Raw genomic sequence first — 24405 nt, 5'->3', positions numbered from 1 at the left:
CGTTGGTTCCCTCACCTGCGCTAAACAGGGGCATCGGATTTCCCATCATCGTCTTCCCATCCCTCATCGGCATCGTCCTCCCATTCCTCTTCGTCATCATCGGCACCACTGTTATCCCCGCGACCCCATCCGTCCTCGTCGCCGTACTCAGGCGCTTCGCCACCTATGATGAGCGGCTGTGTATCCTCATAGGCGCGGAGCAGCGGTGTGAACTCGTGCATGGCTCGCTCGATGAGATCAATCGTATCGTGCAGGCTGAGCCAGGGTCGTTCGTGGTGCAGGCCGTGTGCTTCGATCGCTTCCCACATGTCTTCGAGCGCCATGCGCACGGAATCCCATTCCGCAATCCACGCACGTACGGTACGCAGAGTCGACCCGGCGAAGCGCGCCTGGGCAGAGAGCGCCGCATCACGGGCACGCTCCGCCTGAGCCATCGCGGCGCGTAGCGCATGAGGCGCGGCGGCTCTGATCGTCGCATTCGCCGCGGCCAGCGCATCGCGGGTCTCGCGCCAGAGCGCAGCGTGCAAGGACGATGCTGGCGGCGTTTCCGCGTGGAGCGCAGCCACGACGGCCGCGCTGCTGATTTTGATGATGAGGCCACCGTCAGGATCATGATCGCTGTTCGCGAGTGCATAGAGGAGCGCCAGGTAGTCAGCGGCGAGTTGGTCGATCGGCGTGTCTTGCGGGTCGGTCTCGTCGCCGCCCACCGCGATAGGTGTGTCACCCGGCTGTGCGTGTATGTAGCCGTAGAATGCGGTCTCGGGGAACTGATCATCGTACAGGCCACTCACGAACAGGGTTGCACGATTGGGCATGGAGGGCGTCCTTCTCTTCCAGAGGTGCGGTCGTCAGAACATCCGTAGCTGCTCAGCATCGTCGTCGGCTGGCGGTGGGCCAGGGCGCTCACCACGCAGGATGGCATCCAGAAGATCTTCGACGCCGAGGTGTTCGGCCCAGGTATGGAGGTATCGCAGGTTGAGCACTGACCGATGGAGCCGCACCAACGCCTGCGCGTCCTCCCACTGGTGCGGCGAGAATTCGCCATTGATGTGCGCCCACTGCGCTTTTGCCAGCAGCGCATCCTCAATGCTCACCACCCAGAGCGGGCCACTTGGTAGATCCGCCCGGATACGCCGCTGCAGCTGCACCCGCTCGTAGCGATCACCAATCGGGATGAACACGTCGAGGCGGCGTCCCGTGGCACGATGGCCAACGTTAAAGCTCGGTCGCCAGCGCCGATCGAAATCGGGATCGCTGTGAAACCGCTGCGCCTTGTCCAGCGCTTCCTGGATGACCTCGTCCTGCACATCCCACTCTAGGGCGAGCGCCTGCGCCAGCCGCCGCACATGCGCCGGTTGCACATCAGCCAGGAGATCAATGTCATGCGTCCGTCGGGTGTGCTGGTGGACAATACCGGCCACCGAGCCGACGACGACCAGCGGGATGCCGAGGTCGTCGAAGATACGCACGGCCGCCGCCGCAACGCGCAACGTGGTCTGTATCTCACGATCCATAGCCACCTGCAACCAGCGTGTGCGCCTCGGCCATGTCGTAGCGATCCAGGGTGAAACGCTCGCTCGGCGTCAAGCGCCGGACATGGGCCAGCCAGCGCGCCTCGGCATCGAGCGGGCAATCCCAGGACAGCGGGATCGTGTCCCGTTGGCTCAGCAGGGTCTGGAGCACCATTCCCAATCCCGCCGCCTCTGTCGTAGCTAGGAGATAGTCCAGGTCGAGCGCAGCGCCCTGCACCTTCAACACTGATTGCACATCATACCAAAGTTGCGATCCAGGGGTGGGTCGCGCCGCGAGCGCCGGCAACAGGTCGAGGACTGTATCTTCAGGTGAGGCAACCGCCGCAGTGAAGTTGGTCACCTGGTCGAGCACCACCATCCACGCACGTCCGAACGCCACGCGTGCTGGCCCATTCGGCCGCGCCTGGCGCACCGTGATCGGCATCTGGATATCGCAGCGAAGCAGCCTGGCGGGGGCAATCCGCACATAGTCGGGAGCGAGCGCCGTGTCGAGTGCGTGCGCCTGGTCGTCCAAGAGCGCCGCCACGATTTCGACATCGAGCGGAAGGCGCCCGATGCCGTGGATGCCCGTGGCGATCGGGCCACTGAGCATGTGACGCACGCCGAGCAACTTGAGCGCGTCGACGACGGGTCGCAGTCCGACGATCACATCATAGCGCATACCGTGGAATCTCCTCGTCACGTGCTGCTGCGGTTCGCTCAGGCAGTACAGGTGTGTGGATGTGGCCACATGGTTGCCCACTGCGGATTGTACTGCACCATGTCCGACACGTCAAGCGGAGCGGTTGGTGGGCGACGCAGCGCACCATGTCCGACACGCTGGCCGGGTTGCGCCACGCCGCGTGACGGAGATCGGGGCCATGTCCGTCACGTGGAGCTGGTGGGGCACGGACCAGTGCCACTGTGCATGTTCATAAAGCTGGCATCCGAGCTGCTCCTACGAACAGCGCGTCTATAGTGCATCAGCACGCACAATTGAGCGCAACCGGGATGATAAAGTTGGCACCTCAAAGGGCCGAAACGACAACCATTGTCCGCGTTTTTAGGCGTTGTGATGCGGAGTGACGACTTTATTGTTTGAGGAGTCAACTTTGTTGTGCATGCACAGCCACACCGGCGTCAACGCGTCCCTTATGTTGAGCGCGCCTCGGAATCTTCCTCCTTATGTTTAGCGCACCCCTCGATTCTTTGGCCCGTTCCCACTGCCCCAAAGCGGCAAAAGCGCTGGCGCTCCGTCCGGGAAGTCACGAAGGCGGTTGCACGGCACAACACAACGTATGGCGCGCAAAAGTGCTACAATCTCTGTTGTGGTTTTCCCAGGGTTCGATGCTCTCTGACAGACCGCCTTTTTCCCCGGAAAACCCGGCTTTGTTTGCTCCTCATGGGCAAGGCATGGAATAAACGGCAACCAGGATGAACAGGGAAAGCGCGCCCCTTCTGAAGACGAAGTTTCATATCCCGCCACAGCGCCCCAATCTGGTCTTTCGGCCACGCCTGATGGCCCGGATGGAGGATGCTTTGCGCCTGCGGTACCGCCTGACCCTCATCTCGGCCAGAGCCGGTTCAGGCAAGACCACACTGGTGAGCGAGTGGCTGCATCAACAAGAACGACCTTCTGCATGGCTTTCGCTTGACGAGAATGACAACGACCCCTGGCTATTCTTTAGCTATCTGGTTGAGGCGTTAAGACAGCAGGGAATAACAGCCAGCCACACCGATCTGGGTGCGTTGGAAGCCGCAGAGATTCCACCGGCTGAGGTTCTGATCACCGGGTTGATCAATGATATAGCAGCCAACACGTCGCCTTTTATCCTTGTGCTGGACGATTATCATGTCATCCACAGCGATTGGATCCACCAAGCGCTTGGATGCCTGGTCAAGCATCAGCCGCCTCAGATGCACATGGTACTGACCACGCGCGTGGATCCACCGTGGCCGCTTGCCCAGTGGCGGGTTCGTGGTCAGTTGATCGAAATCCGGGATCACGATCTGCTGTTTACAGCAGATGAGATAGGCAAATTTCTCAACGAGGTGATGGAACTGGACTTGTCTGCCGAAGCAGTTGCCACGATCCAGGTCCGTACTGAGGGCTGGATCGCGGGAATGCAAATGGCGGCTATCTCGGCGCGGGGCCATAAGCAGGATGGGGATCTTGGCGTGTTCCTTGAGGCGTTTGGCGGCACCAGCCGTTTCGTTCTGGACTACCTCACGGAAGAAGTACTCAATCGCCAGCCGCCTGCCGTCCAGGATTTCTTGATTGAAACCTCCATCCTCCAACGGATGTGCGGTGGGTTGTGCGACGCCGTGCGTTCGGGTGGAGCGGCGGAGCAAGACAGCCAATCCATGCTGGCACTGTCCTGCTCCCCAAAAACTGTACAGAATCAAATGTGAGCCTTTTCTCAGCGCGGGGACGCGAGCGTAGCAGTCCGGTCAAGACGTAACAAGAGTTGGTCAGTACCGATCTCGCCTGCCAATCCGGTTTTCGGTCCCTGAGCCTTCCATAGGCGGTCTTGACTCGGTCTGCTGTACGGCGTCGTGGCCGCGCTGAGGAAACAAAAGGCTAACATGATGAATTGACTAGATCATGGGGCTCATCACAGCACAATTGGAGCGAGCGAATCTGTTTGTGATCCCGCTCGACGACGAGCGGCGCTGGTATCGCTATCATCACCTGTTCGCCGATTTGCTCCAGAGCGTGCTGAGACAGCGCCGGTCAACCGAACAAATCCGCGAACTGCACCGCTGCGCCGGTCAGTGGTACCGTGACCAGGAATTGCCAGCCGAGGCGATGACCCATCTCATGGCGGCGTCGGATTTCGAGCAGGCCGCCGCCATCATTGACGAGCATATCGCCGGGTTGATCCACCTGTTTTCCCGCAGCAAGGCCCCGCTCATCCTGGGTTGGATCGAGAATCTGCCCGACGAGATCAAGCGCAGCCGCCCCTGGATCGATGTCTATCGCGCCAGTATGCTGGCATTGAACCTTCAAGTGGACAACGTCGAGCCGATTCTTGTGGATGTAGAAAAGCGGATCGAGCCGAATTCCCCGCGCGCCGCAGCGATTCTGAGCCACATCGCCGCCGTCCGCGCCTATGCTGCCAATTTGCGTGGGGACGCGGCGCACGCCATCACGATGGCAGATCGCGCCAGGAAGCAGCTTCCTGGAGAGGAATACCCGGTCGCGCGGGGTATGGCGGCTTACACCCTGGCAGATGCCTACTTCGCCACGGACGACATGGACAGCGCCAGTCAGGCATTAGCGGATCTGCTCAGGGTTGGCGAGAAGGTGGACCAGCTGATGATGATCGTACCGACGCTGTGCGACCTGGCAGCCATCAAGAAAGTCCAGGGGCAACTTCACCAGGCGGAGGCGCTGTATGACAGGGCGCGTCAATGGCTGGCGGAGCGCAATGGCCTGGATTCGCGTTTTCGCTGTTCCTACGAGTTCGGCCTGGCTGATTTACTGCGGGAGCGGAATCAGCTCGATGAAGCCCACGACCACGCCGTAACCGGGATCGCGTATCGCAGGCGATTGGGTGGGTACAACCTGATTGGCGACCTCGCGTTGATGCGGGTCCTCCAGGCGCAGGGCGACGTGGAGGGGGCCATGAGCGCTCTGCACAAAGCCGAACAGGCTGTGCAGACCTATCCCTTCCAACTGGCATTGATGATCGAGTTCAGGGCAGCGCGGGTTGTCCAGTGGTTGGCGGCGGGGGACGTGGCGATGGCGAGCCGCTGCGCCAAGGCGTGCTCCGGCGGCTCAGAACAGGAAACAATCGCGTTGGCGCGGCTGTGGTTGGCCCAGGGGCGCGCGGCAGACACACAAGACTTACTGGCCCGGCAGCGTTTACTGGCAGAGACGGGAGGGCGCACTGGCCGCCTGATTGAAATCCTCAGCTTGCAAGCCCTGGCGCTGGACGCTCAAGGGGTGAGCGCCGAGGCGGAGGCAGTCCTGTCCCAGGCGATTTCCCTGGCCCGTCCAGAAGGGTATTTGCGTGTCTTTCTTGACCTGGGGCAACCCTTCCGCAACTTATTGGAGCAAACAAGCGCGTGCAGTTCTGGCGTCGGGCCGACGGCAAGCGCCCTTCTGAAGCGTTTCCAGCAGGCGAGCGGAGCGCAGACAATTCCGCTTCCGCCTTCCCCCGCCGAAACAACGATCGATCCGCTCACCGCGCGCGAGTTGGAAGTCTTGCGTTTGCTTGCCGAGGGCCTCTCGAACAAGGAAATTGCTGACAGGCTGGTCGTCTCCCCAGGCACGGTCAAACAGCACCTGAAGAATATCGGCAGGAAGCTCGACGTCCATGGCCGGATGCAGACAGTCAGGCGCGGCCACGAATTGAAGCTACTGTAGTCATTCTCTCCTGCACACGCATCTGGCGATTTCCACCGTAATTCGCCTGCTATATCCCTTTTCTATCCCCTAGATTCCCCATTTGGGGAATAGTGTCTCGCGGTTCAAGTCCATAGAATGGTATCCGTTATTGCGTGGTAAGCCGGCTCCTGAAGTTTCAGGCGAGGAGTGTACGCATGAAACGATTCATCAAGTGGGCCGCCATTGTATTCGGCAGGCTGATTGGTCTGGCTTTGCCGGCGTGTCTGGCGCTGTATCCCAATGGAAACCTTGGGGACGTTCTGCAAGGCAAGTCACATCTGATAGATTTCGATACCTGGAGCTGCGCTAAATGCCTGACGAGAAGCATATCGAAGGAAGCATGTACCACATCAGGGTGAAGGGCAACCTGGATTCCAAATGGGCAGACTGGTTCGAGGGTTTCGTCCTGACCTCGCAAGACGATGGCGAGACGGTTCTACGCGGTACGGTAGCCGACCAGGCGGCCCTGCACGGTGTGCTGGATAGGCTTAATGGTCTGGGTCTGCCCCTGCTCCTGGTGGCGCTGCTCGACCAGCTTCACGCCGGTAGACGTTGTCCGTTGTGCGGTCAGCCCATCGCGTTTAGGGAATGACGATGAACATGGAGGTATGGATGGTGTTGGACAAGGTAAATAACATCACGCATCGTCGGTTCTATCGTGGGCAGCGCCCCAGTCGGATCGGACGGCTGATCAACAGCTTTTTTGCCGCGATCCACTCGTCGGGCATCGCCCCAAGCTACATGGTGACCCTGGAAGTGACGGGACGGAAGTCAGGGCGGCTTATCGCGCTGCCGGTGGCGATGGCGCTTGTCGACGGGCAGCAGTACCTGGTCTCCATGCTGGGGAATGGAGCGCAATGGGTTCAAAACGTCCGGGCCGCCCACGGACGGGCGTTTATTCGACGAAAGGGCCGCACAGCGGTTCAACTCGAAGAGGTGCCGGTCGATCAGCGCGCGCCCATCCTGAAAGCCTACTTGCGGCGCGCGCCCGGTGCGCGCCCCCATATCCCCGCGGACAAGGATGCCCCGGTCGAGGCGTTCGAAGCGGTAGCGTCGTCTTTTCCGGTCTTCCGAATTGTTCCAGACAGCGCGGAATAAGACGCCTGGTTGGAGAGAATACGATGAGACCTGATGAACTTTGACGAACGAGATCGGTAGTCAGGGGGAGCGAGCGGCGCGAGCCAGCTTGCCATCTTTATAGTGAAAACTCAGGTTCATGCAAGGCTGAGTTGTTACAAGTCTCCGTAACCCAGGGATCAAAGGAGCAAAAGAGGAAGGACCTATCATGGCTTACATACTCATCACCGGAGGGACCGGCGGGTTAGGACACGAAGTGGTCACCCATATAAATCTGGATCGAAATAGGGTGCGTATCATGAGTCGGCGTAGCCGTCCCGAAAATCTCGACGCCCGTCTCGAATGGGCACAGGCCGATCTGAGCAGTGGGAACGGACTAGCCGAGGCGGTGAGGGGCACACAGACGATTTTGCATCTTGCCACGAACCCCATCCATATCCACACTGTGGACGTGGAGGGAACGCGACGCTTGCTTGAAGCGGCGCGCAGGGAACAGATTAAGAATTTCGTGTACATCTCCATTGTCGGGATTGAGCATTTCCCGAAAATGGGTTACTACAAAAGCAAGATCGCAGCGGAACGATTGATTGAGTCGTCGGGAGTGCCCTACACTATTTTGCGTGCTACGCAGTTCCATTCCCTCGTAGATATGATACTCAGAGCAGCTAATCATCTACCGTTCCTGCTCCTGCCAACTGATTTTCAAGGTCAGCCCACTGATTCAGGCGAGGTCGCTGCACACCTGATTCAACTTGGTGAAGAAGGTGCGAAAGGGCGCGTACCGGATATGGCAGGGCCAGATCTACTACGACTCGGCGACATGGCGCGTACCTGGCTAAAGACCCGTCAGATACGAAAAGCAATCACCCATCTACCAGTGTGGGGAGCAACGGCAAACGCTTATCGACGCGGTATGAACACTGCGCCAGCACAGGTTGTAGGCAGGGTCACCTGGACCGAGTGGGTGGAACGCACATACGGCCAGCTACAGGAAGCTCTATAAGAGCATAGGCAGCCCTGCCCGTCGTATTTTCACCCAACTGAGACACCAAGCGGATGAAGGGAAATAACGATGTACTGGAAACAAACGTTTGTACGTGTACTCGCATTGAGTGTCGGCGTATCTTATGGCGTGGGGGCGTTTTTGATGCTGTTAGTTCCACAATGGTTTTTCGAGCACCTGGGTAACTACCCGCCATACAATCGACATTATGTGGGAGATGCTGGGAGTTTTTTACTCGTATTGGGTCTGATGCTTCTCTGGGCGGTGCGGAATCCTGCGCGTCACCATATCATGATCACGTTGGTGGGCATCGGTAGCCTATGCCACGCGACGAACCATGTTATTGAAGATGTCATCACGAATCCGTCTTCTGTCAGCATCGTCAATATCTTCTTGTATTACGTGTTGGCAATTGCCTTGCTACTAGCAGGCTGGTGGGCATCGAGGGATCTCCTCGCATCGCATCCCGCGTGACAGAGTACCAGAAATTCAAGGGATTCTGGCACAAAAAATCGACAAACCCTTGATGCATTTGCGTTAAGCTAAAGGCTCATCCCATAAAAGCGTCCATGAGCGCGATTGCATGGCTCTCTGCCGCAGCGTCTGCACACATCCCGGTTGGGCCGCCTGACCCTTGCCCGTAGGCGTGACTGTAGGAAATCCTGTCTTATCGCACATGCGGAGTATAATTGGACGTATCGATGAGATGGCACCCTGTAATGACACACGCTTGTTCTAAGAGACGGTGCATGGCTTCCTGATGCCTTGCACTATCATTTTGAAGAAATCTAGACCAGCAGAGGGTACGCTGGCCTGTGACGTGCTTGAGAAGGAGAACGATGAAACGCACAACCAAAGTCGGTCTCGGTCTCCTCGCAGCGTGGGCGATTCATGATCTCGAAGAGGTGTGGACCATGAGTGCGACCAGCAAGGCGATCTCTGGCAAGCTGCCGAAGAATGCACCTATTCCGGCAGGCTTGCGGCGCGCTGGTATGTCGCAGAAGCATGTGCGCATAGGCATCGGGTTCATGGCATTGGTCATGAGTACGGCGGCAGTCCTTGGGGTGAGAAGCGAGGGCAGAGCGCCCTTTTTTCGTGCTGCATTGCTCGCGTTTGGGATCCATGGCTTCGGGCATCTGGCACTCACGGCCGCGTTCCGACAGTATACTTCAGGCGTAGCCACCGCACCGACCATCGTGATCCCCTTCTGGCTTTGGGCGCGGAAGGAACTCGCCAAGGAAGGTCTCACAGATTTGAATTGGACGACAGCACTGATCGCGCTGAGCTGTCTGTCGTTACTGCCAGCCGTACATGCGTTGCTTTACAAAATCCTCAAGGAGTAATCCAAGATGTCATCCGCGAACGTGGTGGCTTCCGTACGCTCGTCTCAGCTACAGCAAACGTTTCCGTAACGCAAGCACACGCGCGGCCGAACATTTCCATCACGCGGACATGCCAAAGACAGTCCACTTCTGTCAAGGGTTATAGTTTGACATCCACTCATAATCCTCTTTTCCTGGCTGCGGTAGAATCGAGGCTGGATATTCGTGCAGCACAGGAGGCAGGAGCATGAAATGGGAACTGGTGACATGAGACCCAAGAACGGGTTCTTGCGCATCTTTCGTGCAGCGGTTTGTTATTCCTCAATACAATGAGGTGCCAAATATCAGCTACAGGGGTATCGCACGATCTTTGCGCAAGAGCCAGTTTATTGGTCTCACGACACTCCGCGGGCCACCTGCCTTATTGCGATGCGTCACCTGCAACAATGACGCGCGACTGCACCTGAAGCCTCTCGGCGCGCATCAGCAGCGCGATAGCGTCGAGGTAGTCCTGTGCTTCGGCCTGCATGTGCGCTATCGTCAGATCGGAGAGCCTGGAGGTGTATGGGACCGGCTCGCCGCTCACGAAGTTGTAGGGATCAACGAGGTGCAGTAGTGTATACTCGGCCCCACGGCCTTCCCGAGCGCGACTGCCGCCACAAGGATCTGTTCCGCCAAAGCAGAACCATCGAGCAGGAGCAGCATGCGCTGGAATCCAGGGTGAGGCTCAACGTCGTCCGGCGTTGCATCGCCTGAGCGTAGCACCAGAGTCGGCGCCGGCCGCCAATAGACGAGCGCATCGGTGATGTCGCCGAGCCAGAAGCGCACCGGTCCATTGTGGCGGTGATTTGCCAGCACCACCAGATCCAGGTCGGTGACGTCCGGGCGGGTGGCGTTCGCGTGGCCATTTGGCCCATGCAAAACATCAGCAGTGATCGTCAGATCCGATCCCGCCGCGAGCCGATGGCGAATCTGTTCCAGGTAGCCCTGCGGACGCGTGCTGGGGACGGTAGAGCGACGTCGAGCGATGTTCCGCCTTCCAGCGTGCGGGCAGCTTCTGGTTTTGGTATGTAGAGTAGACGCAATATGGCATCCAAACCACGGGCGACCTGGACTGCTATGGGCAGCACATACTCATCGGCGGCCGAGTAGTCAAGCGGAACAATAACAGAGCGATACATAGCGGCTCCTTTCTGCGTCAAGCAGCCTGGTTCTACTGATCTCTACAATCCACCCAGAATCAATCTGGACTGCTAACAGCACTCTAGTCCATCACCCTGACTCCAGGATGAAGCCGGAGTGACGGGAGCCTTACTCATCAGCGCCGGCTGCCAGCAAATAGAGCAGGCGCTCCTCCTGCCGGCGCCGCAGCGGTTCAGTACCAGCGATCAGCGAGCATCATTGATCTGGATCAACGATCCGAGCGTCCGTCTATGCTAAGCTGAGCATGGAACCACTTGTAAAACTGCAAGGTTGTCGATTTTTGCACTGTGGCGTTGATCTGTAGTGCGGCAGCTGTCCCTCTCGCGCGCAAGCCGCACCGAGGGGTGAGCTGCCTAATGGAGATGCATGATGGCCGGCGAAGATGAACTATTGGCGGCGCTGCGCCAGGTCTACGACCCCGAGGTCGGGATCAACGTTGTCGATCTGGGGCTAATCTACGGCGTGGCGCAGCGCGACGACTGCGTCCATGTCGAGATGACGCTCACTACGCCGGGCTGCCCGCTGCACGACACGATCGGCCAGGCGGTCCAGCGCGCGCTGTTGCGCGTGCCCGGCGTCGCCCGCTCGGAGGTCGAGTTGGTCTGGGATCCGCCCTGGACGCCGCTGATGATCACCGACGCGGGGAAGCGTGAGCTGGGGTGGGCATAGACGAAAGCGAGTGCGATCATGACAACCGATCTCAGCGCAGATCGCGAGGCGGTGCTGGCCGCGCTGCGCCAGGTGCGCTATCCTGGCCGCAGCCGCGATATTGTGTCGTTCGGGTTGGTGCCGCATGTGGCCGCGTGCGATGGGCTGGTCAAGCTGATCCTGGCGATTGCCCACCTGGACGACGAGCGCCAGCAGGCGATTGCTGCCGCATCCGTAGAGGCCGTGCGGGCACTGCCCGGCGTGCGCGATGTGAGCTACGAGTTGACAACCCCCGGCGCGGCTGCCCGCCGCCCAGCCGCACGTGGGACGCTGCCGGAACGGCACCGTATTCCCGGCGTCGAGCGCGTCATCGCGGTCGGGAGTGGAAAAGGCGGCGTGGGGAAGACGACCGTGGCGGTCAACCTGGCGGTGGCACTGGCGCAGCGGAATCTACAGGTTGGCGTGCTGGACGCCGACATCTACGGACCGAATGTGCCGCGCATGCTCAGCGTCACCAGCCTGCCGCCGCCCGAAGGGCAGCGGCTGATCCCCGCAGTAGGCTGGGGCGTGCGCGTCATGTCACTGGCGCTGATCGCGCAGCACGACCAGGCGGTGGTCTGGCGCGGCCCGATGATCGGGAAGCTGCTGGCGCAGTTCCTCGATCAGGTCGCGTGGGGCGCGCTCGACTATCTGATCGTCGATCTGCCGCCGGGCACCGGCGATGCGCCGCTGAGCCTGGCGCAGCGCATTGCGCTCGATGGCGCGATCGTGGTCTCGACGCCGCAGGACGTGGCGCTGGACGACGCGCTGCGCGGCGTGGCGATGTTCCAGAAGCTAGGCGTGCCGATCCTGGGGATGGTCGAAAATATGAGCACGTTTCTCTGCCCGTGCTGCGGCCACGCCGAGCCGATCTTCGGGTCCGGCGGCGCCGAGCAGGCGGCCGCGCGGCTTGGCGTCCCGCTGCTCGGGACGCTGCCAATTATCCCAGCGATCCGGGTGGGTGGCGACAGCGGCCGGCCCGCGGCTGCCGTGCGCGATACGCCCCAGGCCGCCGCATTCGAGCGCCTGACCGCCGTGGTCCTGGAGGCTGTGTCGCAGCCGTCCGGCCATCCAAATACCAGTGGCCCGCCCAGCGATTGGAGTTAAGATCGTGACGAGCCGCAGGCGCATTCCGCTTGAGCCGGAGCCGATCGCGCCGCATATGTGTTCAGTCGATCTGCGATTGGACATTCTTCGGCGTGTCCCCTTTTTCTCTGGCGTCGCCGAGGATATCGCGGCGATCAATGTGCGCTTTCGCGAGCGCGGCTACGCCGCCGGCGAGACGATCTACATGGCCGGCGACAGCGCCGCGCGACTCTACGTCGTCGCGGTTGGCAAGGTCAAGGTCGCGCGACACACCCTGGCCGGCCAGGATGTCGTGCTCGACATCCTGGCGCCGGGCGAGCTCTTCGGCGCGCTCTCGGCGCTCGGCGATCCCGAATACCCCGACACCGCGCAGGCCCTCACGCCCAGTTGCGTCCTGGAGATCGCCGCCGAGGATTTCCAGACCATCCTGCGGGGCTATCCCGCCGTCGCACTGGCGGCGCTCGACATCGTGGCCGCGCGGCTACAGGCCGCGCACGAGCAGATCCGGCAATTGAGCGCTGAGCCGGCCGCGAGCCGCGTCGCCGCGGCGCTGCTCGCGCTGGCGCGCAAGCTGGGCGAGCCGCACGACGGCGCGCTGCTGATCCAGATGCCACTCTCGCGCGAGGATCTGGCGGCGATGACCGGCGCGACGGTCGAGACCGTCAGCAGGATCATGAGCAAGCTGCGCGCGGAGGGGGTTATCCGCAGCGGCCGGCAGTGGGTCGCGATCACCGATGATGACCGGCTCGCGGCGCTCACGGGCGAGGAGACCAGCTGAACTGGCGCGATAGAGCTTTCACGATACCCTTGATCTGGTGTGCTCCCAGGTCAAGGGCTTTTTTGTGCCGCTAATTGCGCTGGATCATTCAAAAGCAGCGCCGGTTCCGCTAGAGTATGGGCAGAAACTACAAGAATGGAGGTTTGAGATGAAAACCATACTTCGCAGCTCCGAGCTGTCCTGCCCATCCTGCATCGCCAAAATCGAGAAGTCCCTAAAATCGCTCGACGGCGTGACGAACGCCAGGGTGCATTTCACAACCGGCCGTATCGAGGTCGAGTACAACCCGGATCGAGTGAGTACCGACGTGCTCGTCAAAACCATCCGTGATGCGGGGTACAACGCGACCGTCACGGCGTTCTAGATCGCTGCGGTGGAGCGCCAGATACATACAGAAACCTGAAATGAGGCAGAGCAATGCTATTCAACACGTCATGGATCACCGATCCGCTTCGCCGCCGCCAGGCACTCACCGCCGCCAGCGGGGCGCTCATTCTAGCGGCACTGGCGGCAGACTACCTTGCCGAGCTATCCACGCTCGGCGCCGGCCTGATGGTGGCCGCGGCGCTGATGGCCGGCTCGGATATTGCAATGCGCGCATGGAGCGCGCTACGCAGCCGGTATATTGGCATCGAGCTGCTGGTGACGATCGCGGCCGTGGGCGCGATCGCGATCGGCGAGTTCTGGGAGGCCGCGGCGGTCACATTCCTGTTTATGCTGGGCGCCTACCTGGAGACCCGCACGCTGCAGAAGACGCGCCGCGCCCTGCAGGATCTGCTGGAGCAGGCGCCGCTCACCGCGATCGTCCTGCGCGATGGCCGGCAAGTCGAGGTCGCGGCCAGCGAGGTGCTGGTCGGCGAGACGGTGCTGGTCAAGCCGGGCGCGAAGCTGCCGGTAGATGGCGAGGTCATCGAAGGACGCGCGGCGGTGGACGAGAGCGCGATCACTGGCGAGTCGATGCCGGCCGAGAAGCGGGCGGGCGACCAGGTGTTCGCCGGCACCGTCAGCCAGGATGGCCTGCTGCGCGTGCGCGCCACCGGCGTCGGCGCCGACACCACGCTGGCGTGGATCGTCCGGCGTGTCGAGGAGGCCCAGGAAGCCCAGGCGCCGACACAGCGCTTCATTGAGCGGTTCGCGCGCTGGTACACGCCGGCGATCATCGGATTGAGCGCGGTCGCCTTCCTGGTCACGCGCGATATCGAGCTAGCGCTGACGCTGCTGGTGATCGGCTGCCCCGGCGCGCTGGTGCTGGCGACGCCAGTGGCGGTGGTGGCGGGCATCGGCCGCGCCGCGCGGCGCGGGATATTGATCAAGGGCGGCGCGTTCCTGGAGCGGGCTGGCGCGATCTCGGCCGTGGCGCTGGACAAGACTGGCACGCTGACGATCGGCAAGCCGCAGCTGACTGATGTGATCGCGCTCCAGCCGGCGCTGGCGCCGGCAGGAATGCTCGACGACCGTGCCGAGCTAGCCACAGCGCCGTCCGCGCGCTGGTCCGAGGCCGAAGGCGAGGTGCTGCACTGGGCCGCGATCGCCGAGTTCGGATCCGAGCACCCGCTGGCGCGCCCGATCCTGGCTGAAGCCGCGGCGCTCGGCGACGTTCCGCACGCCGACGCGTTCGAGCCATACCCTGGGCGCGGTGTCCGCGCGATCTTTCAGGGGCACGAGGTCGCTGTCGGGACAGTCGATCTGATGGCCGAGCTAGGGGTTGAGCCTGGCGCGGCGGCGCTGACGCACCTCGCCCGGCTGCGGTCGGCCGGCAAGACCGCCATGCTGGTCGCGCTCGACGGCATCGCTTTGGGTATCGTGGCGGTCGCCGACCAGATGCGCGTGGCGGCGCCGGCGCTGATCGAGCGGCTGCGTGCGAGCGGAGTGTCGCGCATTGTCATGCTGACGGGCGACGACCCACGCGCCGCGGAGGCGATCGCCGCCGAGGCTGGTGTCCGCGAGGTGTGCGCCGGGCTGCTGCCCGACGACAAGCTCGCGGCGATCCGCCGGCTGCAGGGTGATGGCCACGTCGTTGCGATGGCCGGTGATGGTATCAACGACGCGCTGGCGCTAGCGGCAGCGGACATCGGCATCGCCATGGGCGCGGCGGGTACGGACGTGGCGATCGAGACCGCTGACATCGCACTGATGACCGACGATCTGCTGAAGATCGCCGAGGCGATCAAGCTCTCCAGGGCGACACTGCGGACGATCCGGCAGAATGTTGCGATCGCCCTGCTGGTGGTGGCAGGCCTGCTGCCTGGCGTGCTGCTCGGCCAGGTGCACATGGCCAGCGGAATGCTCATCCACGAGCTGTCGGTGCTGGTGGTGATCGCGAATGCGATGCGGTTACTGCGGGCGTGAGATGCGCTTGCGCCTGTGGCGATGATACGATGTGGGATAGGTGGCTCGCATGGCGAGCGCGAGTGGTGCGCGACAGTTGCTGTCGCACACCACTCGCATTCGTCGTTGGTTGTCAGCGCACTGGCCCTGACCGCTGCTGATTGCGTGGCAGATCGCGCGTCGGTGGGTTGCCTTCGGCGAGCGCACCGTCCGCGAAGACGCCGCTGCTGATGACGCCGGTGGTGCCGTTGGTTCCAGCGTTGTCGCCAACCCAGTCAGTCGCGGCTGGAGTCGCAAAGACATAGTGACGCCAGGCAAGCGCGCCCTGGTCGGCTTCGCTGCGCCCGTGCTCGGGCGCAAGTTGGCGGCTCATCGCGCGCGGCGCGTGCCGGCGCAGAATCGGATCGGCACGTTCGCACGTCGGGCTGTCGAGCAGGACCGTGAGCGACCAGCAGATCGCGGACTGATCGCCTTCCCGAGCATGCGGGCAACCGTGGGCCGCCTGCGCGCCCATACGGATGTCGGGATAGGGTATCGCGGCGTCTTGCAGCTCGTGCAGGGCCGCCTCGGTGTCGGCCAGCCTGGTGTAGCGCGCGACGAGTGTCTCGAAAACGTGCTGTGGTTGCATGGTTCTACCTCGCTCTCATCTTGCGCTCAAGTATCCTCCGTCTTGATAGTGGGTTCCTTGCGCCAGCGCAAAGAGCGGCGCGGCCCATCAGGTTAAACTGTATGGGAAATGTTGAACCCGCAACACTTCGCCGCGGAGCTGGGAGCAGAATGTCGCGGCCGAGATGGAGAAACCCATGCCTGGATACATGCCGATCACCCCCGACATGACTGTTGCCGATATCATCGCGCGGCATCCGCAAGCCATCGATCTGCTGGCCGCGCAGCACTCGGCCTTCGAGCGGCTGCGCAATCCGCTGCTGCGCAAGGCTTTCAGCCGGCTCGTCACGCTGCGACAGGCCGCGGCGATCGCCGGAGTCGACCTGGTGGTGCTGATCGAGGTGCTGAATGGAGCTACCGACTCGGCGCTGCCCGCCGCCGATACAGCGGCGGGCGTACCGAGAGACCCACCGGAATGGTTTGACGAGACTCGCGTGGCGGCGCGCCTCGACGTGCGCGCGGCGCAGCGCGCCGGGCAGGAGCCGCTGGCCGACATTCTGCGCGCGGTTCGCACGCTGCCGCTCGGCGGCATCCTGGCGCTACACAACACCTTCGAGCCGCTGCCGCTCTACACATTGCTGGGCCGGCGTGGATTCCAGGCCTGGGCGCGCCACCTGGCCGAGGACGATTGGGAGATCTTCTTCGCGCAGGTCGCGCCCGCGCCGACGCATACCAGCGCTGAAGCAACCGATGCTACGCTGGCTCGGACGATCACGCTCGACAACCGCGGCCTCGAGCCGCCGCAGCCCATGCTGCGGGTGCTGGCCGCACTGGACGCGAGCGGCCCCCACGATACGATCGTCGCGTTGACCGACCGTGTTCCGCTGCTGCTGTTTGACGAGCTGAACGAGCGTAGGCTGGTCTACACCGCCGAGCAACAGCCCGATGGCGCGCACCGCGTGACGATCGCCAAAGGCGCGGTGCAGGCGCCCCAGAAAACGAGGTCGCTTGAATGATTGCCGATCTATCGATCAGCCGCGATACCGCGCCGGCGTTGAGTCTGCCATTGCGCTTCATTTTCAGCGCGGTTGGCGGCTTTACGCTGCTCGGCGGTGTGCTGGCGCTCGACGCGCCTGCGCTGCTCGGCTTCTACTTCGCCCCGCATGTGCTGACGCTTACACATCTATTTACCCTGGTGTTTGCCAGCATGGCGGCGCTAGGTGCGCTCTACCAGCTGGTGCCGGTGGTGCTGCGCGTCCCGATCGCCGATGAACGGCTGGCCCAGCTGGGGTTTTGGCCCTACGCGGTCGGCGCCCTGACCCTGGCGCTCGGCTTCTGGCACTACACCGTGCCGGCGCTGATCGTGGGCGGAACCCTGGTGCTCCTGGGCGTGGCGGTCGCGCTGGTCGTGCTGGCGCGCACCCTGCGGAGCGTTCCACAGCTCAACCTCACCGGGCGCTACATCATCAGCGCGCTGATCTACTTCGGGTTAGTCGTGGCGCTCGGCATTATCTTTGTCGTCAACAAGCGGCTGGCGTTCTGGCCGGTTGCGGTGCTCCCGAGCATCGCCGGCCACGCGCTGCTCGGCGGCGTGGGCTGGCTAACGCTGCTGATCGTTGGGGTGTCGTACAAGCTGGTGCCGATGTTCGCGCTGACGCACGACGTCGACGAGCGGCTGGGCCGGATCAACCTGGTGCTGTTCAACCTGGCGGTGCCCAGCCTCGCGCTAACCCTGCTGCTCGACGGCCCGGCCTGGCTGCGACTACCGCTGGCGCTGGCGCTCGCGGCCGCCTGTGGCATCTACATCTACGACATGCGTCGCATCCTGCGGCGACGGCTGCGGCGCAAGCTCGACATCGCGCTGCGCGCCTTTCGCATCGCGCTAGGCTACCTGGCGCTGAGCGCCGTGCTTGGCGTCCTGCTCGCCGCCGGGCTGCTCGACGAGCGTCTGCCGGCCGGGCGCGGCGCGATGCTGTACGCCTGGAGCGGCTTCGCGGGCTGGATCGGCCTGACGATTATCGGGATGCTGCACAAGATTGTGCCGTTCCTGCTCTGGACCCATCGCTTTGGGGCAAAGGCCGGCACAGAACGAGTGCCGCTGGTGCGCGAGTTGGTCGATGCGCGGCGGGCCGAAGCGACCTACTGGCTGCTCAATGCTAGCATCCCGCTGGTGTTGGTGGGCATGCTCTTCGGCCTGTTGTGGGTGACGACCGCGGGTGGTGTGGCGCTCGCGGTCGCTGGGCTTGTGTTCGCGAGCACGATGCTCAGTGTGTTGCGCCGAGGTTCTTGAGTACATTTCCGTACGCACGCGACAACTCACAGGCCGCAGGTGGCATCGTCTTGCGACACGCGACCGATTATAAAGCTGAAGTATTTGGCGCGGAACTTTCTATTCGCTGGCGATCGAGCCGCAGCTGTCGTACAATCACGGGCAGCAGCAGGGGCATGATGTCACTTCCGCCATATCGTGTATGAGGCTATGGCGACAGAAGGTGTCCCTGGCCAGATCGCGCAGCTGGGCGTGAATCTGGTCGCGCGCGAATGGGTCATTGAAGTACTCGACCAGGAGCGCGATCGGCAGGCGATGCTCGGGACGCGGGCAATAGCTATAGATCGGCTCGCTGGCGCTGTCACGGACGCCAAGAATGCCGTCGTCGGCAAGTTCGCGCAGCGCCTCCCGCGTGCTCCAGATATCGCGGTAGATCCGCTCAGTAATGGAGTGCGCGCTTCCCTCCAGACGAGGATTCTCGTGAAAGAGCAGGGCCAGGTGCAATTTGAGGGGTGAGTTGATCGCCTGCGTGAGCAGCCGCTGAATCGGCGGATCGATCGTCACTCGTTCGGCGGCTTCCGTTCGTGTCGAACTCACCATGATGCCCTCTTTCTCATGCGCCCGGGCGTCTACGCTCTGCTGATGGATCCAAGTATACGAGCAGCGCTGGCGCGTGTCCTTGCCCTAGCGCAAAGAGGGCGATCATTAGTGGATGGCGCTTCCGCTCGCATGATCGATCGTTGCCCAGAATGAGATAGGGTGTGAGAGAGGCACAGTAGTGATGGACGCCAATATGCCCACCTCGGTTCAGGCGACGGCCGATCTCCTCAGGCGGATCGGACTGTTTCAGGGCCTTGACGCCGACGCGCTGGCCGCGGTGGTGCAGGCCGCGCATATCCGCGCGCTGCCCGCAGGGTCGTGCTACTTCTTCCAGGGCGATCCAGCCACACAGTTCTACGTGCTGCTCGAGGGGCGCGTGCGCCTGACCCAGGTCACTGCGGAGGGGCAGCAGCTGATCCTGCGATTCATCACCCGCGGTGAAGGAATGGGAATCGTCGCCGTGCTCGGCGCCATGGTCTACTCTGCGTCGGCCGAGGCCCTCGACGCATGCCAGGCGCTCGTGTGGGAGGGGATGGCGGTCGCCGTGCTGATGGAGCAGTATCCGCGGCTGGCGCTGAACGGGATGCGGCTGCTGGCACAGCGGGTACGCGAGTTTCAGGATCGGCTGCGCGAATTGGCGACCGAACGGGTCGAGCGCCGGGTTGCCCGCCTACTGCTGCGCCTGGCGCACCAGAGCGGGCACAAGGTCGCGGGCGGCATCCTGATCGATCTCCCGCTGTCGCGGCAGAATCTGGCCGAGATGATCGGGACGACGCTGTATACTGTGAGCCGCATCCTCAGCCAGTGGGAGGCACAGGGCCTGGTCGAGACCGGGCGCGAACGGGTGGTGATCCGCCGCCCGCATGGGCTTGTGATCATCGCCGACGATCTGCCGGGGGAGGACGAGCCGCGTGCGTGAGCCACGCGGCCAGCCCACACACTTCGCCTGGCGGCGGGAGTTTGCGCTGGCGCAAAGAACGGTCGGCCGCGCGTCAGTATACTGGGTTGCTAAAGGAGACGTGTGATGGACACACGCAGCATTGCTCGCGATTGGACTATAGAGCGAATATTTTCTGAGTACCCCGCGGCGATACCCGTTCTGCTGGCACACCGGCTGGCATGCGTGGGCTGCTCCATGGCACGGTTCTGCACGTTGGAGGATGCGATGACGATCTATCGTCTCCCGCATGAACAGCTCCTGGAAGATCTCCAGCAGGCGATCGGCAATGTGCGTAGGCCGGCGGGTCAGACCGACGCCTAGCGAAACGGCGTCGGCCGGGTGATACAGGACGACGAGTGACCGCTCTTTCGGCGAGAACACAATCTTAAGCATAAGGACAGGAAGGAAGATCGATGCAGACTCTTGATGTTCGTACCATCGCGCCGCGCGAGCGCCACCCGCTGATCTTCGCGACGTTTGATGCGCTAGGATCTGGCGAAGCCTTTCTGCTGGTCAACGACCACGACCCCAAGCCGCTCTACTATCAGTTTAGCGCCGAGCGGCAAGGGCAGTTCAGCTGGGAGTACCTGGAGCAAGGGCCGGAGACCTGGCGCGTGCGGGTCGGCAAATCTGCACCGGCGACATAGGCGCCGAGGAGGAACCGCCGGACTCCGCTGGGTGAAGGTGGGGAATACTGATCGGCACGCAGCAGACGAGAACGCGGCCAAACGCCGTGGAGTGAGTGCGGCGTTGATCGAGCAATCCATTAACCAGACAGACAAGCGCGCCGCCGGCCTTCGGGGGCTACCGTTTCCAGCGCGTCGTAGAGCTGTTCGGCGTTGGGCAGCAGTTCGCCAGTGAGAGCATGAAGAACGGGAACAGTTCGTCGAACATCGCCTGTCCGATTGGGATTCGCTCTTCTTTTTCCTCATCCGATTGCATTGGCGTTCACCTCATTACTACCGCTGTCCAAGTGGGCGCGCCATAACCAGGACGTTGCCATCGGGATCGGCAAAGTAAGCCGCCTCATCTCCCCAGTCACGCTTGGCCAATTTGCTAAGCATGCGAGCGCCCGACGCCTCGAGCCGAACGATCGCTGCGGGCAGATCAGCGGGATAGAAATAAAGCTCGGTACCAGTCAAAGCCCCATCCGGTGTCGCATCAGGCGTCTGTCCCGTGTTGCGCCCGAACGCCCCGCGCTCGTAAAGTCCCAACCGCTGGTCGCCCGGCATCGCGAACTCAGCGTAGACTGGTACGTCCACCTCCTGCGGCCAGCCGAAAGCGCTGCGGTAGAACCGCACTGCGCGCGGCAGATCGCTTACCGCCAGGATGATCAGTGCTGGTTGAGCGTTCATAGTTTTCGGTTATCCGCTTCGCTGTTCGCCTAGCTCCTCGCGCGCCACCAGCAACAGGGCATCGATAGCCAGCAGCTTTTCGAACCAGCGCACTGGCTGAAAGGGTGCAAGCCGGCTTGCCGCTGGTGCGTCCGCCAGGAGCAAGATCAGTGGCATCTCCTTGGTCGAAGGCAGCCGGCGGAGCGCGCCGATCGCCTCCCAGTCTGGCTCATCTAGCAGGCCGGCATCCCGGATGATTAGCTGCGGCCCTCCTTCAGAGGAGGGCCGCTCCCCCTGAGACAGGAATTCCTGGATCTGGAAACCGCGCCTGTTCAGGTTGAGGCTGATCAACCGTCGTGTATCGGGGTCGCAGCTGATAATCCAGACCGTAGACCCGTCCAAGGCTCATACACCTTATGTTTCGCAACCGCTGTCGACGAAGGTATCTCACGGCGCGGTGAGACGGCGACCAGCCTCAGGCGACGTGGCGGGCGAAGTGCCGCCTGGGTTTATGCCGGAGCCACAAAATAGTATCCGACTCCCGGTTGGGTCAAGATATAGCGGGGGTTGCTCGCATCCGGCTCGATCTTCCGGCGCAGACGTCGGATGTAGGCCCACAGATACTCGGTCTCGTCGCCACTATGCAAGTGGAGGCGGTGGTCCAGCCCGCCCTGCCCGATCGCCGCGGCTCCATCCTGGATGATCCGTTTGTCCAGGCACGGCGGCAGCTTTGTTCCTATCGGCATGATGCGCCTCTGCGTAGTGGGGATGCTTGACTCGCCATCTTACCGGCAGGTGTGTGTTGTGGAGGAAAGATATCGCAACCGCCGGTTGCCGTTGCACAACTGACTCGCTCATCAAGCTGTTATCGTGAGCCTTGCATAACCACTATCCGACGCGGTTAGTTACAGTTACCGGACATTGCCGATAGTATCTGCTACAGCGCTCTCTTCACGAAGATATCGATAACAATTGGGCTGGAGATCTGCCTACCTAGACAGCCACCGACAGTCGATATATACTTTACGAACGATGAGCAGTAGTTGGTGCATGATGTGTCCTTGCTTCTTCTTCTCCACAATACACTTCACAGCTCCGATGTTGGCCTCAGGGGATCACAGTCGTGAGACTGATCTTATAGATCCCCCGCGGTCATTCGGTTTCAGCGACAACCGCGATCGTGGCTGCATAGACTGCCCAATGTGGACCACTGGTGTGTGACGCCGCACGATGTCTCAGAGGTAGCACCATGCTGACGCCTCCTATACGTCCATCCAGCAAGTACATGCTGCCGCGGCTGCTTACCTTGCTCCAACTGGTTTCGCGCGCCACAAGTCCGATCACCATCCTGGTTGGCGTGCTCGTCCTCGTCGGCTGGACCTTCGATATCCCCACGCTCAAGAGCGTCATTCCGGGCCTGGCTACGATGAAGGCCAACACGGCCCTGGCCTTCGTCCTGGCCGGTAGCGCACTATGGCTGGCGCGGAAGAACCCACTTACCCAGCGGGCGCGACACTGTGCGCAGGTCTGCGCGCTGCTCGTTGTCGTGGTCGGTGGCCTCACACTCCTGGAATATCTGGTCGGCATAGATCTCGGTATCGATCAATTCCTCTTCACAGAGCCCTCGGCAGCCGGTGTGACTGCGCCTCCTGGCCGCATGGCCCTCACGGCCGCTTTCAACTTCCTTCTCCTCGGGGTTGCCCTGCTGCTGCTGAGCACTGACCGCGCCTACGAACTGCTCCAGCTCCTCACCCTGACAGCCTTGGGCGTCGTACTGCTGGCGTTGGTCGGCTACGTCTACGGGGCCAGTACTCTGTATCACATTGGTCCCTACTCCTCTGTAGCGATACACACTGCGATGACGTTCGCGATGCTGTGCCTGGGCATCCTGTTTGCGTGTGCTGACCGCGGGTTGATGCAGATTATCACAAGTGCGAACGCGGGAGGCGTGATAGCCAGATGGCTGGTACCGCCGGCGGTCCTTGTACCTTTCCTGCTCGGCTGGCTGCGTTTGAAGGGACAACAGGCAGGGCTCTATCCCACTGAATTCGGCATAGCGCTGTTCGTGCTCGCAACTATAATCATTTTCACAGCGCTCGTCTGGTGGACTGCCAGGGCGCTCGATCTGATAGACCGCGAGCGGCAGCACACCGTCGATGAGTTAACGGTGGAAGTCCACGCCCGTGAGCGGGTCGAGGCTGCGTTGCGACAGCAGGCCGACCGCGTTCGCGTGCAGGCGGAGGCACTGCATGCCAGCGAAGCACGGCTCGCCGGTATCATCGCCTCAGCGATGGATGCGATTATCTCGATCGATGAGGCGCAGCGCATTCTGCTCTTCAATGTGGCCGCAGAGCAGATGTTCCGCTGCCCGGCGGCAGAGGCGATCGGCCAACTGCTCGATCGGTTCATTCCGGCGCGCTTCCAGGGCATCCATTCCGAGCAAATCCGTGCCTTTGGCCGGACCGGCATCACCAACCGGTCAATGTTGTCGCTGGGCATGCTCACCGCGCTGCGCGCGGATGGCGAGGAGTTTCCGATTGAGGCCAGCATCTCACAGGTGGTCGTGGCCGGGCAGCGAGTGTTCACGGTGATCATCCGCGATATCACCGAGCGCAAGCGCCTGGAAGCGCAGTTGCTCCAGGCGCAGAAGATGGAGAGCATTGGGCAGCTCGCGGGCGGGATCGCCCACGACTTCAATAACGTGCTGTCGGCCGTCATAGGCTTTCTCGGCACTGCCCAGCAACAGCTCTCTGAGGACCATCTGGTACAGCGCGATCTGCAGGTCGCGGAAGCCTCAGCATGGCGAGCAGCACGGCTCACGCGCCAGCTGTTGACCTTCGCCCGCAAACAGATCGTCGAGCCACATGTGCTCAACCTCAACGATGTCATCGTTGAGATGGATAAATTGCTGCGCCAGCTGATTGGTGAGGATATCGAACTGGTCTCCCTGCCTGCCGACGACTTAGGGCAAATCAAAGCCGATCCTGGGCAAATCGAGCAGGTGATCGCCAACTTGGTTGTCAATGCGCGCGACGCTATGCCCCATGGCGGCCGGCTCACAATTGAGACTGCCAACACTTGGCTGGATGCCGACTACACCCGCCAGCATGTCGGGGTAGTTCCCGGTGACTACGTGATGTTGGCAGTCAGCGATACCGGGACCGGCATGGACGATTCGGTGCAGAAGCATATCTTCGAGCCGTTCTACACCACCAAGGAGATCGACAAAGGCACCGGGTTGGGACTAGGGCGATGTGCTAGTTAAAAC

Annotated in this window: 29 protein-coding genes; 18 read left to right on the top strand and 11 right to left on the bottom strand. The window is 62.0% G+C overall.

What is annotated here, in order from left to right; all coding sequences use genetic code 11:
• Positions 1 to 20: 20 nt before the first annotated feature.
• From M1P90_RS37280 to M1P90_RS37270, 3 genes are read right to left on the bottom strand one after another with little or no spacing between them, the layout of a single operon-like run.
• Complete coding sequence (locus M1P90_RS37280; protein WP_483705056.1) at positions 21 to 815, bottom strand: hypothetical protein; 795 nt, start codon at positions 813 to 815, stop codon at positions 21 to 23.
• Between the two features lie 33 nt (positions 816 to 848).
• Positions 849 to 1514: a DUF6036 family nucleotidyltransferase gene (locus M1P90_RS37275; protein ID WP_483705054.1), complete on the bottom strand. Its 666-nt coding sequence runs from the start codon at positions 1512 to 1514 to the stop codon at positions 849 to 851.
• Positions 1504 to 2193: a hypothetical protein gene (locus M1P90_RS37270; RefSeq protein ID WP_483705052.1), complete on the bottom strand. Its 690-nt coding sequence runs from the start codon at positions 2191 to 2193 to the stop codon at positions 1504 to 1506. Before M1P90_RS37270 ends, M1P90_RS37275 begins: the two co-directional genes overlap by 11 nt.
• A gap of 752 nt (positions 2194 to 2945) precedes the next feature.
• Here M1P90_RS37270 and M1P90_RS37265 point away from each other — a divergent pair.
• The 7 genes from M1P90_RS37265 to M1P90_RS37235 all read left to right on the top strand — a co-directional run bounded on the left by M1P90_RS37265 (position 2946) and on the right by M1P90_RS37235 (position 9327).
• Positions 2946 to 3923 (top strand): winged helix-turn-helix domain-containing protein, encoded by a 978-nt coding sequence (locus tag M1P90_RS37265; RefSeq protein WP_483705050.1) that lies wholly within the window; start codon positions 2946 to 2948, stop codon positions 3921 to 3923.
• A 193-nt stretch (positions 3924 to 4116) separates the two neighbouring features.
• Positions 4117 to 5883 carry a LuxR C-terminal-related transcriptional regulator gene (locus M1P90_RS37260; protein WP_483705048.1) on the top strand — a complete coding sequence of 589 codons (1767 nt, stop codon included), beginning with the start codon at positions 4117 to 4119 and terminating at the stop codon, positions 5881 to 5883.
• A 331-nt stretch (positions 5884 to 6214) separates the two neighbouring features.
• Positions 6215 to 6496 carry a hypothetical protein gene (locus M1P90_RS37255; protein WP_483705046.1) on the top strand — a complete coding sequence of 94 codons (282 nt, stop codon included), beginning with the start codon at positions 6215 to 6217 and terminating at the stop codon, positions 6494 to 6496.
• The gene (locus M1P90_RS37250) at positions 6493 to 7002 is read left to right on the top strand and encodes a nitroreductase/quinone reductase family protein (protein WP_483705044.1); all 510 of its coding nucleotides are present in this window, start codon (positions 6493 to 6495) and stop codon (positions 7000 to 7002) included. The genes M1P90_RS37255 and M1P90_RS37250 overlap by 4 nt, the downstream gene beginning before the upstream one ends.
• Before the next feature lie 187 nt (positions 7003 to 7189).
• Positions 7190 to 7984 carry an SDR family oxidoreductase gene (locus M1P90_RS37245; RefSeq protein WP_483705042.1) on the top strand — a complete coding sequence of 265 codons (795 nt, stop codon included), beginning with the start codon at positions 7190 to 7192 and terminating at the stop codon, positions 7982 to 7984.
• A gap of 69 nt (positions 7985 to 8053) precedes the next feature.
• Positions 8054 to 8458 carry a hypothetical protein gene (locus M1P90_RS37240; protein WP_483705040.1) on the top strand — a complete coding sequence of 135 codons (405 nt, stop codon included), beginning with the start codon at positions 8054 to 8056 and terminating at the stop codon, positions 8456 to 8458.
• A 365-nt stretch (positions 8459 to 8823) separates the two neighbouring features.
• The gene (locus tag M1P90_RS37235) at positions 8824 to 9327 is read left to right on the top strand and encodes an HXXEE domain-containing protein (protein WP_483705038.1); all 504 of its coding nucleotides are present in this window, start codon (positions 8824 to 8826) and stop codon (positions 9325 to 9327) included.
• A 561-nt stretch (positions 9328 to 9888) separates the two neighbouring features.
• On the opposite strand, the gene M1P90_RS37230 is transcribed toward M1P90_RS37235, so the two are convergent.
• Positions 9889 to 10227 carry a hypothetical protein gene (locus M1P90_RS37230; protein ID WP_483705036.1) on the bottom strand — a complete coding sequence of 113 codons (339 nt, stop codon included), beginning with the start codon at positions 10225 to 10227 and terminating at the stop codon, positions 9889 to 9891.
• Between the two features lie 17 nt (positions 10228 to 10244).
• Complete coding sequence (locus tag M1P90_RS37225) at positions 10245 to 10487, bottom strand: hypothetical protein (protein ID WP_483705034.1); 243 nt, start codon at positions 10485 to 10487, stop codon at positions 10245 to 10247.
• Between the two features lie 388 nt (positions 10488 to 10875).
• Here M1P90_RS37225 and M1P90_RS37220 point away from each other — a divergent pair, with 388 nt between their 5' ends.
• The 5 genes from M1P90_RS37220 (at position 10876) to M1P90_RS37200 (ending at position 15409) form a co-directional block, all read left to right on the top strand.
• Positions 10876 to 11178, top strand: a complete 303-nt coding sequence (locus M1P90_RS37220) for a metal-sulfur cluster assembly factor (RefSeq protein WP_483705032.1) — start codon at positions 10876 to 10878, stop codon at positions 11176 to 11178.
• An 18-nt stretch (positions 11179 to 11196) separates the two neighbouring features.
• Positions 11197 to 12303, top strand: coding sequence for an Mrp/NBP35 family ATP-binding protein (locus M1P90_RS37215; RefSeq protein WP_483705030.1), 1107 nt, complete (start codon positions 11197 to 11199; stop codon positions 12301 to 12303).
• A 4-nt stretch (positions 12304 to 12307) separates the two neighbouring features.
• A complete protein-coding gene (locus M1P90_RS37210; RefSeq protein WP_483705029.1) occupies positions 12308 to 13060 on the top strand; it encodes a Crp/Fnr family transcriptional regulator in 753 nt (250 codons plus the stop codon).
• A 148-nt stretch (positions 13061 to 13208) separates the two neighbouring features.
• On the top strand, positions 13209 to 13424 hold the full coding sequence (locus M1P90_RS37205) for a heavy-metal-associated domain-containing protein (protein ID WP_483705027.1): 216 nt from the start codon (positions 13209 to 13211) through the stop codon (positions 13422 to 13424).
• A 53-nt stretch (positions 13425 to 13477) separates the two neighbouring features.
• The gene (locus M1P90_RS37200) at positions 13478 to 15409 is read left to right on the top strand and encodes a heavy metal translocating P-type ATPase (protein WP_483705025.1); all 1932 of its coding nucleotides are present in this window, start codon (positions 13478 to 13480) and stop codon (positions 15407 to 15409) included.
• Positions 15410 to 15521: 112 nt separating this feature from the next.
• Here the strand turns inward: M1P90_RS37200 and M1P90_RS37195 are convergent, their stop codons facing one another.
• Positions 15522 to 16016: a hypothetical protein gene (locus M1P90_RS37195; RefSeq protein WP_483705023.1), complete on the bottom strand. Its 495-nt coding sequence runs from the start codon at positions 16014 to 16016 to the stop codon at positions 15522 to 15524.
• Between the two features lie 175 nt (positions 16017 to 16191).
• On the opposite strand from M1P90_RS37195, the gene M1P90_RS37190 reads away from it, so the two are divergent.
• A complete protein-coding gene (locus tag M1P90_RS37190; protein WP_483705021.1) occupies positions 16192 to 17010 on the top strand; it encodes a DUF2249 domain-containing protein in 819 nt (272 codons plus the stop codon).
• The gene (locus M1P90_RS37185) at positions 17007 to 18284 is read left to right on the top strand and encodes a hypothetical protein (RefSeq protein ID WP_483705019.1); all 1278 of its coding nucleotides are present in this window, start codon (positions 17007 to 17009) and stop codon (positions 18282 to 18284) included. Before M1P90_RS37190 ends, M1P90_RS37185 begins: the two co-directional genes overlap by 4 nt.
• A 135-nt stretch (positions 18285 to 18419) precedes the next feature.
• Here M1P90_RS37185 and M1P90_RS37180 read toward each other — a convergent pair whose 3' ends face one another.
• Positions 18420 to 18863: a hypothetical protein gene (locus M1P90_RS37180; protein WP_483705017.1), complete on the bottom strand. Its 444-nt coding sequence runs from the start codon at positions 18861 to 18863 to the stop codon at positions 18420 to 18422.
• Positions 18864 to 19044: 181 nt separating this feature from the next.
• Between M1P90_RS37180 and M1P90_RS37175 the strand changes: the two genes are divergently transcribed.
• From M1P90_RS37175 to M1P90_RS37165, 3 genes are all read left to right on the top strand, one after another.
• The gene (locus M1P90_RS37175; protein ID WP_483705015.1) at positions 19045 to 19782 is read left to right on the top strand and encodes a Crp/Fnr family transcriptional regulator; all 738 of its coding nucleotides are present in this window, start codon (positions 19045 to 19047) and stop codon (positions 19780 to 19782) included.
• A 105-nt stretch (positions 19783 to 19887) separates the two neighbouring features.
• Positions 19888 to 20124 carry a DUF1858 domain-containing protein gene (locus M1P90_RS37170; RefSeq protein WP_483705013.1) on the top strand — a complete coding sequence of 79 codons (237 nt, stop codon included), beginning with the start codon at positions 19888 to 19890 and terminating at the stop codon, positions 20122 to 20124.
• A gap of 92 nt (positions 20125 to 20216) precedes the next feature.
• On the top strand, positions 20217 to 20450 hold the full coding sequence (locus M1P90_RS37165; protein ID WP_483705011.1) for a DUF2249 domain-containing protein: 234 nt from the start codon (positions 20217 to 20219) through the stop codon (positions 20448 to 20450).
• A 157-nt stretch (positions 20451 to 20607) separates the two neighbouring features.
• On the opposite strand, the gene M1P90_RS37160 is transcribed toward M1P90_RS37165, so the two are convergent.
• The 4 genes from M1P90_RS37160 to M1P90_RS37145 form a co-directional block, all read right to left on the bottom strand.
• The gene (locus tag M1P90_RS37160; RefSeq protein WP_483705009.1) at positions 20608 to 20745 is read right to left on the bottom strand and encodes a hypothetical protein; all 138 of its coding nucleotides are present in this window, start codon (positions 20743 to 20745) and stop codon (positions 20608 to 20610) included.
• Between the two features lie 17 nt (positions 20746 to 20762).
• Positions 20763 to 21158 (bottom strand): VOC family protein, encoded by a 396-nt coding sequence (locus M1P90_RS37155; protein WP_483705007.1) that lies wholly within the window; start codon positions 21156 to 21158, stop codon positions 20763 to 20765.
• Positions 21159 to 21167: 9 nt separating this feature from the next.
• A complete protein-coding gene (locus tag M1P90_RS37150; RefSeq protein WP_483705005.1) occupies positions 21168 to 21539 on the bottom strand; it encodes an ANTAR domain-containing protein in 372 nt (123 codons plus the stop codon).
• A gap of 107 nt (positions 21540 to 21646) precedes the next feature.
• The gene (locus M1P90_RS37145; protein WP_483705003.1) at positions 21647 to 21883 is read right to left on the bottom strand and encodes a winged helix-turn-helix domain-containing protein; all 237 of its coding nucleotides are present in this window, start codon (positions 21881 to 21883) and stop codon (positions 21647 to 21649) included.
• Between the two features lie 503 nt (positions 21884 to 22386).
• Here M1P90_RS37145 and M1P90_RS37140 point away from each other — a divergent pair.
• The gene (locus tag M1P90_RS37140; RefSeq protein ID WP_483705001.1) at positions 22387 to 24402 is read left to right on the top strand and encodes a two-component system sensor histidine kinase NtrB; all 2016 of its coding nucleotides are present in this window, start codon (positions 22387 to 22389) and stop codon (positions 24400 to 24402) included.
• Positions 24403 to 24405: the final 3 nt, after the last annotated feature.

Source organism: Kouleothrix sp. 19917, assembly GCF_057073505.1.
Note: the sequence above shows the minus strand (reverse complement) of the source record. Positions and strands in the feature narration are given on the sequence as shown.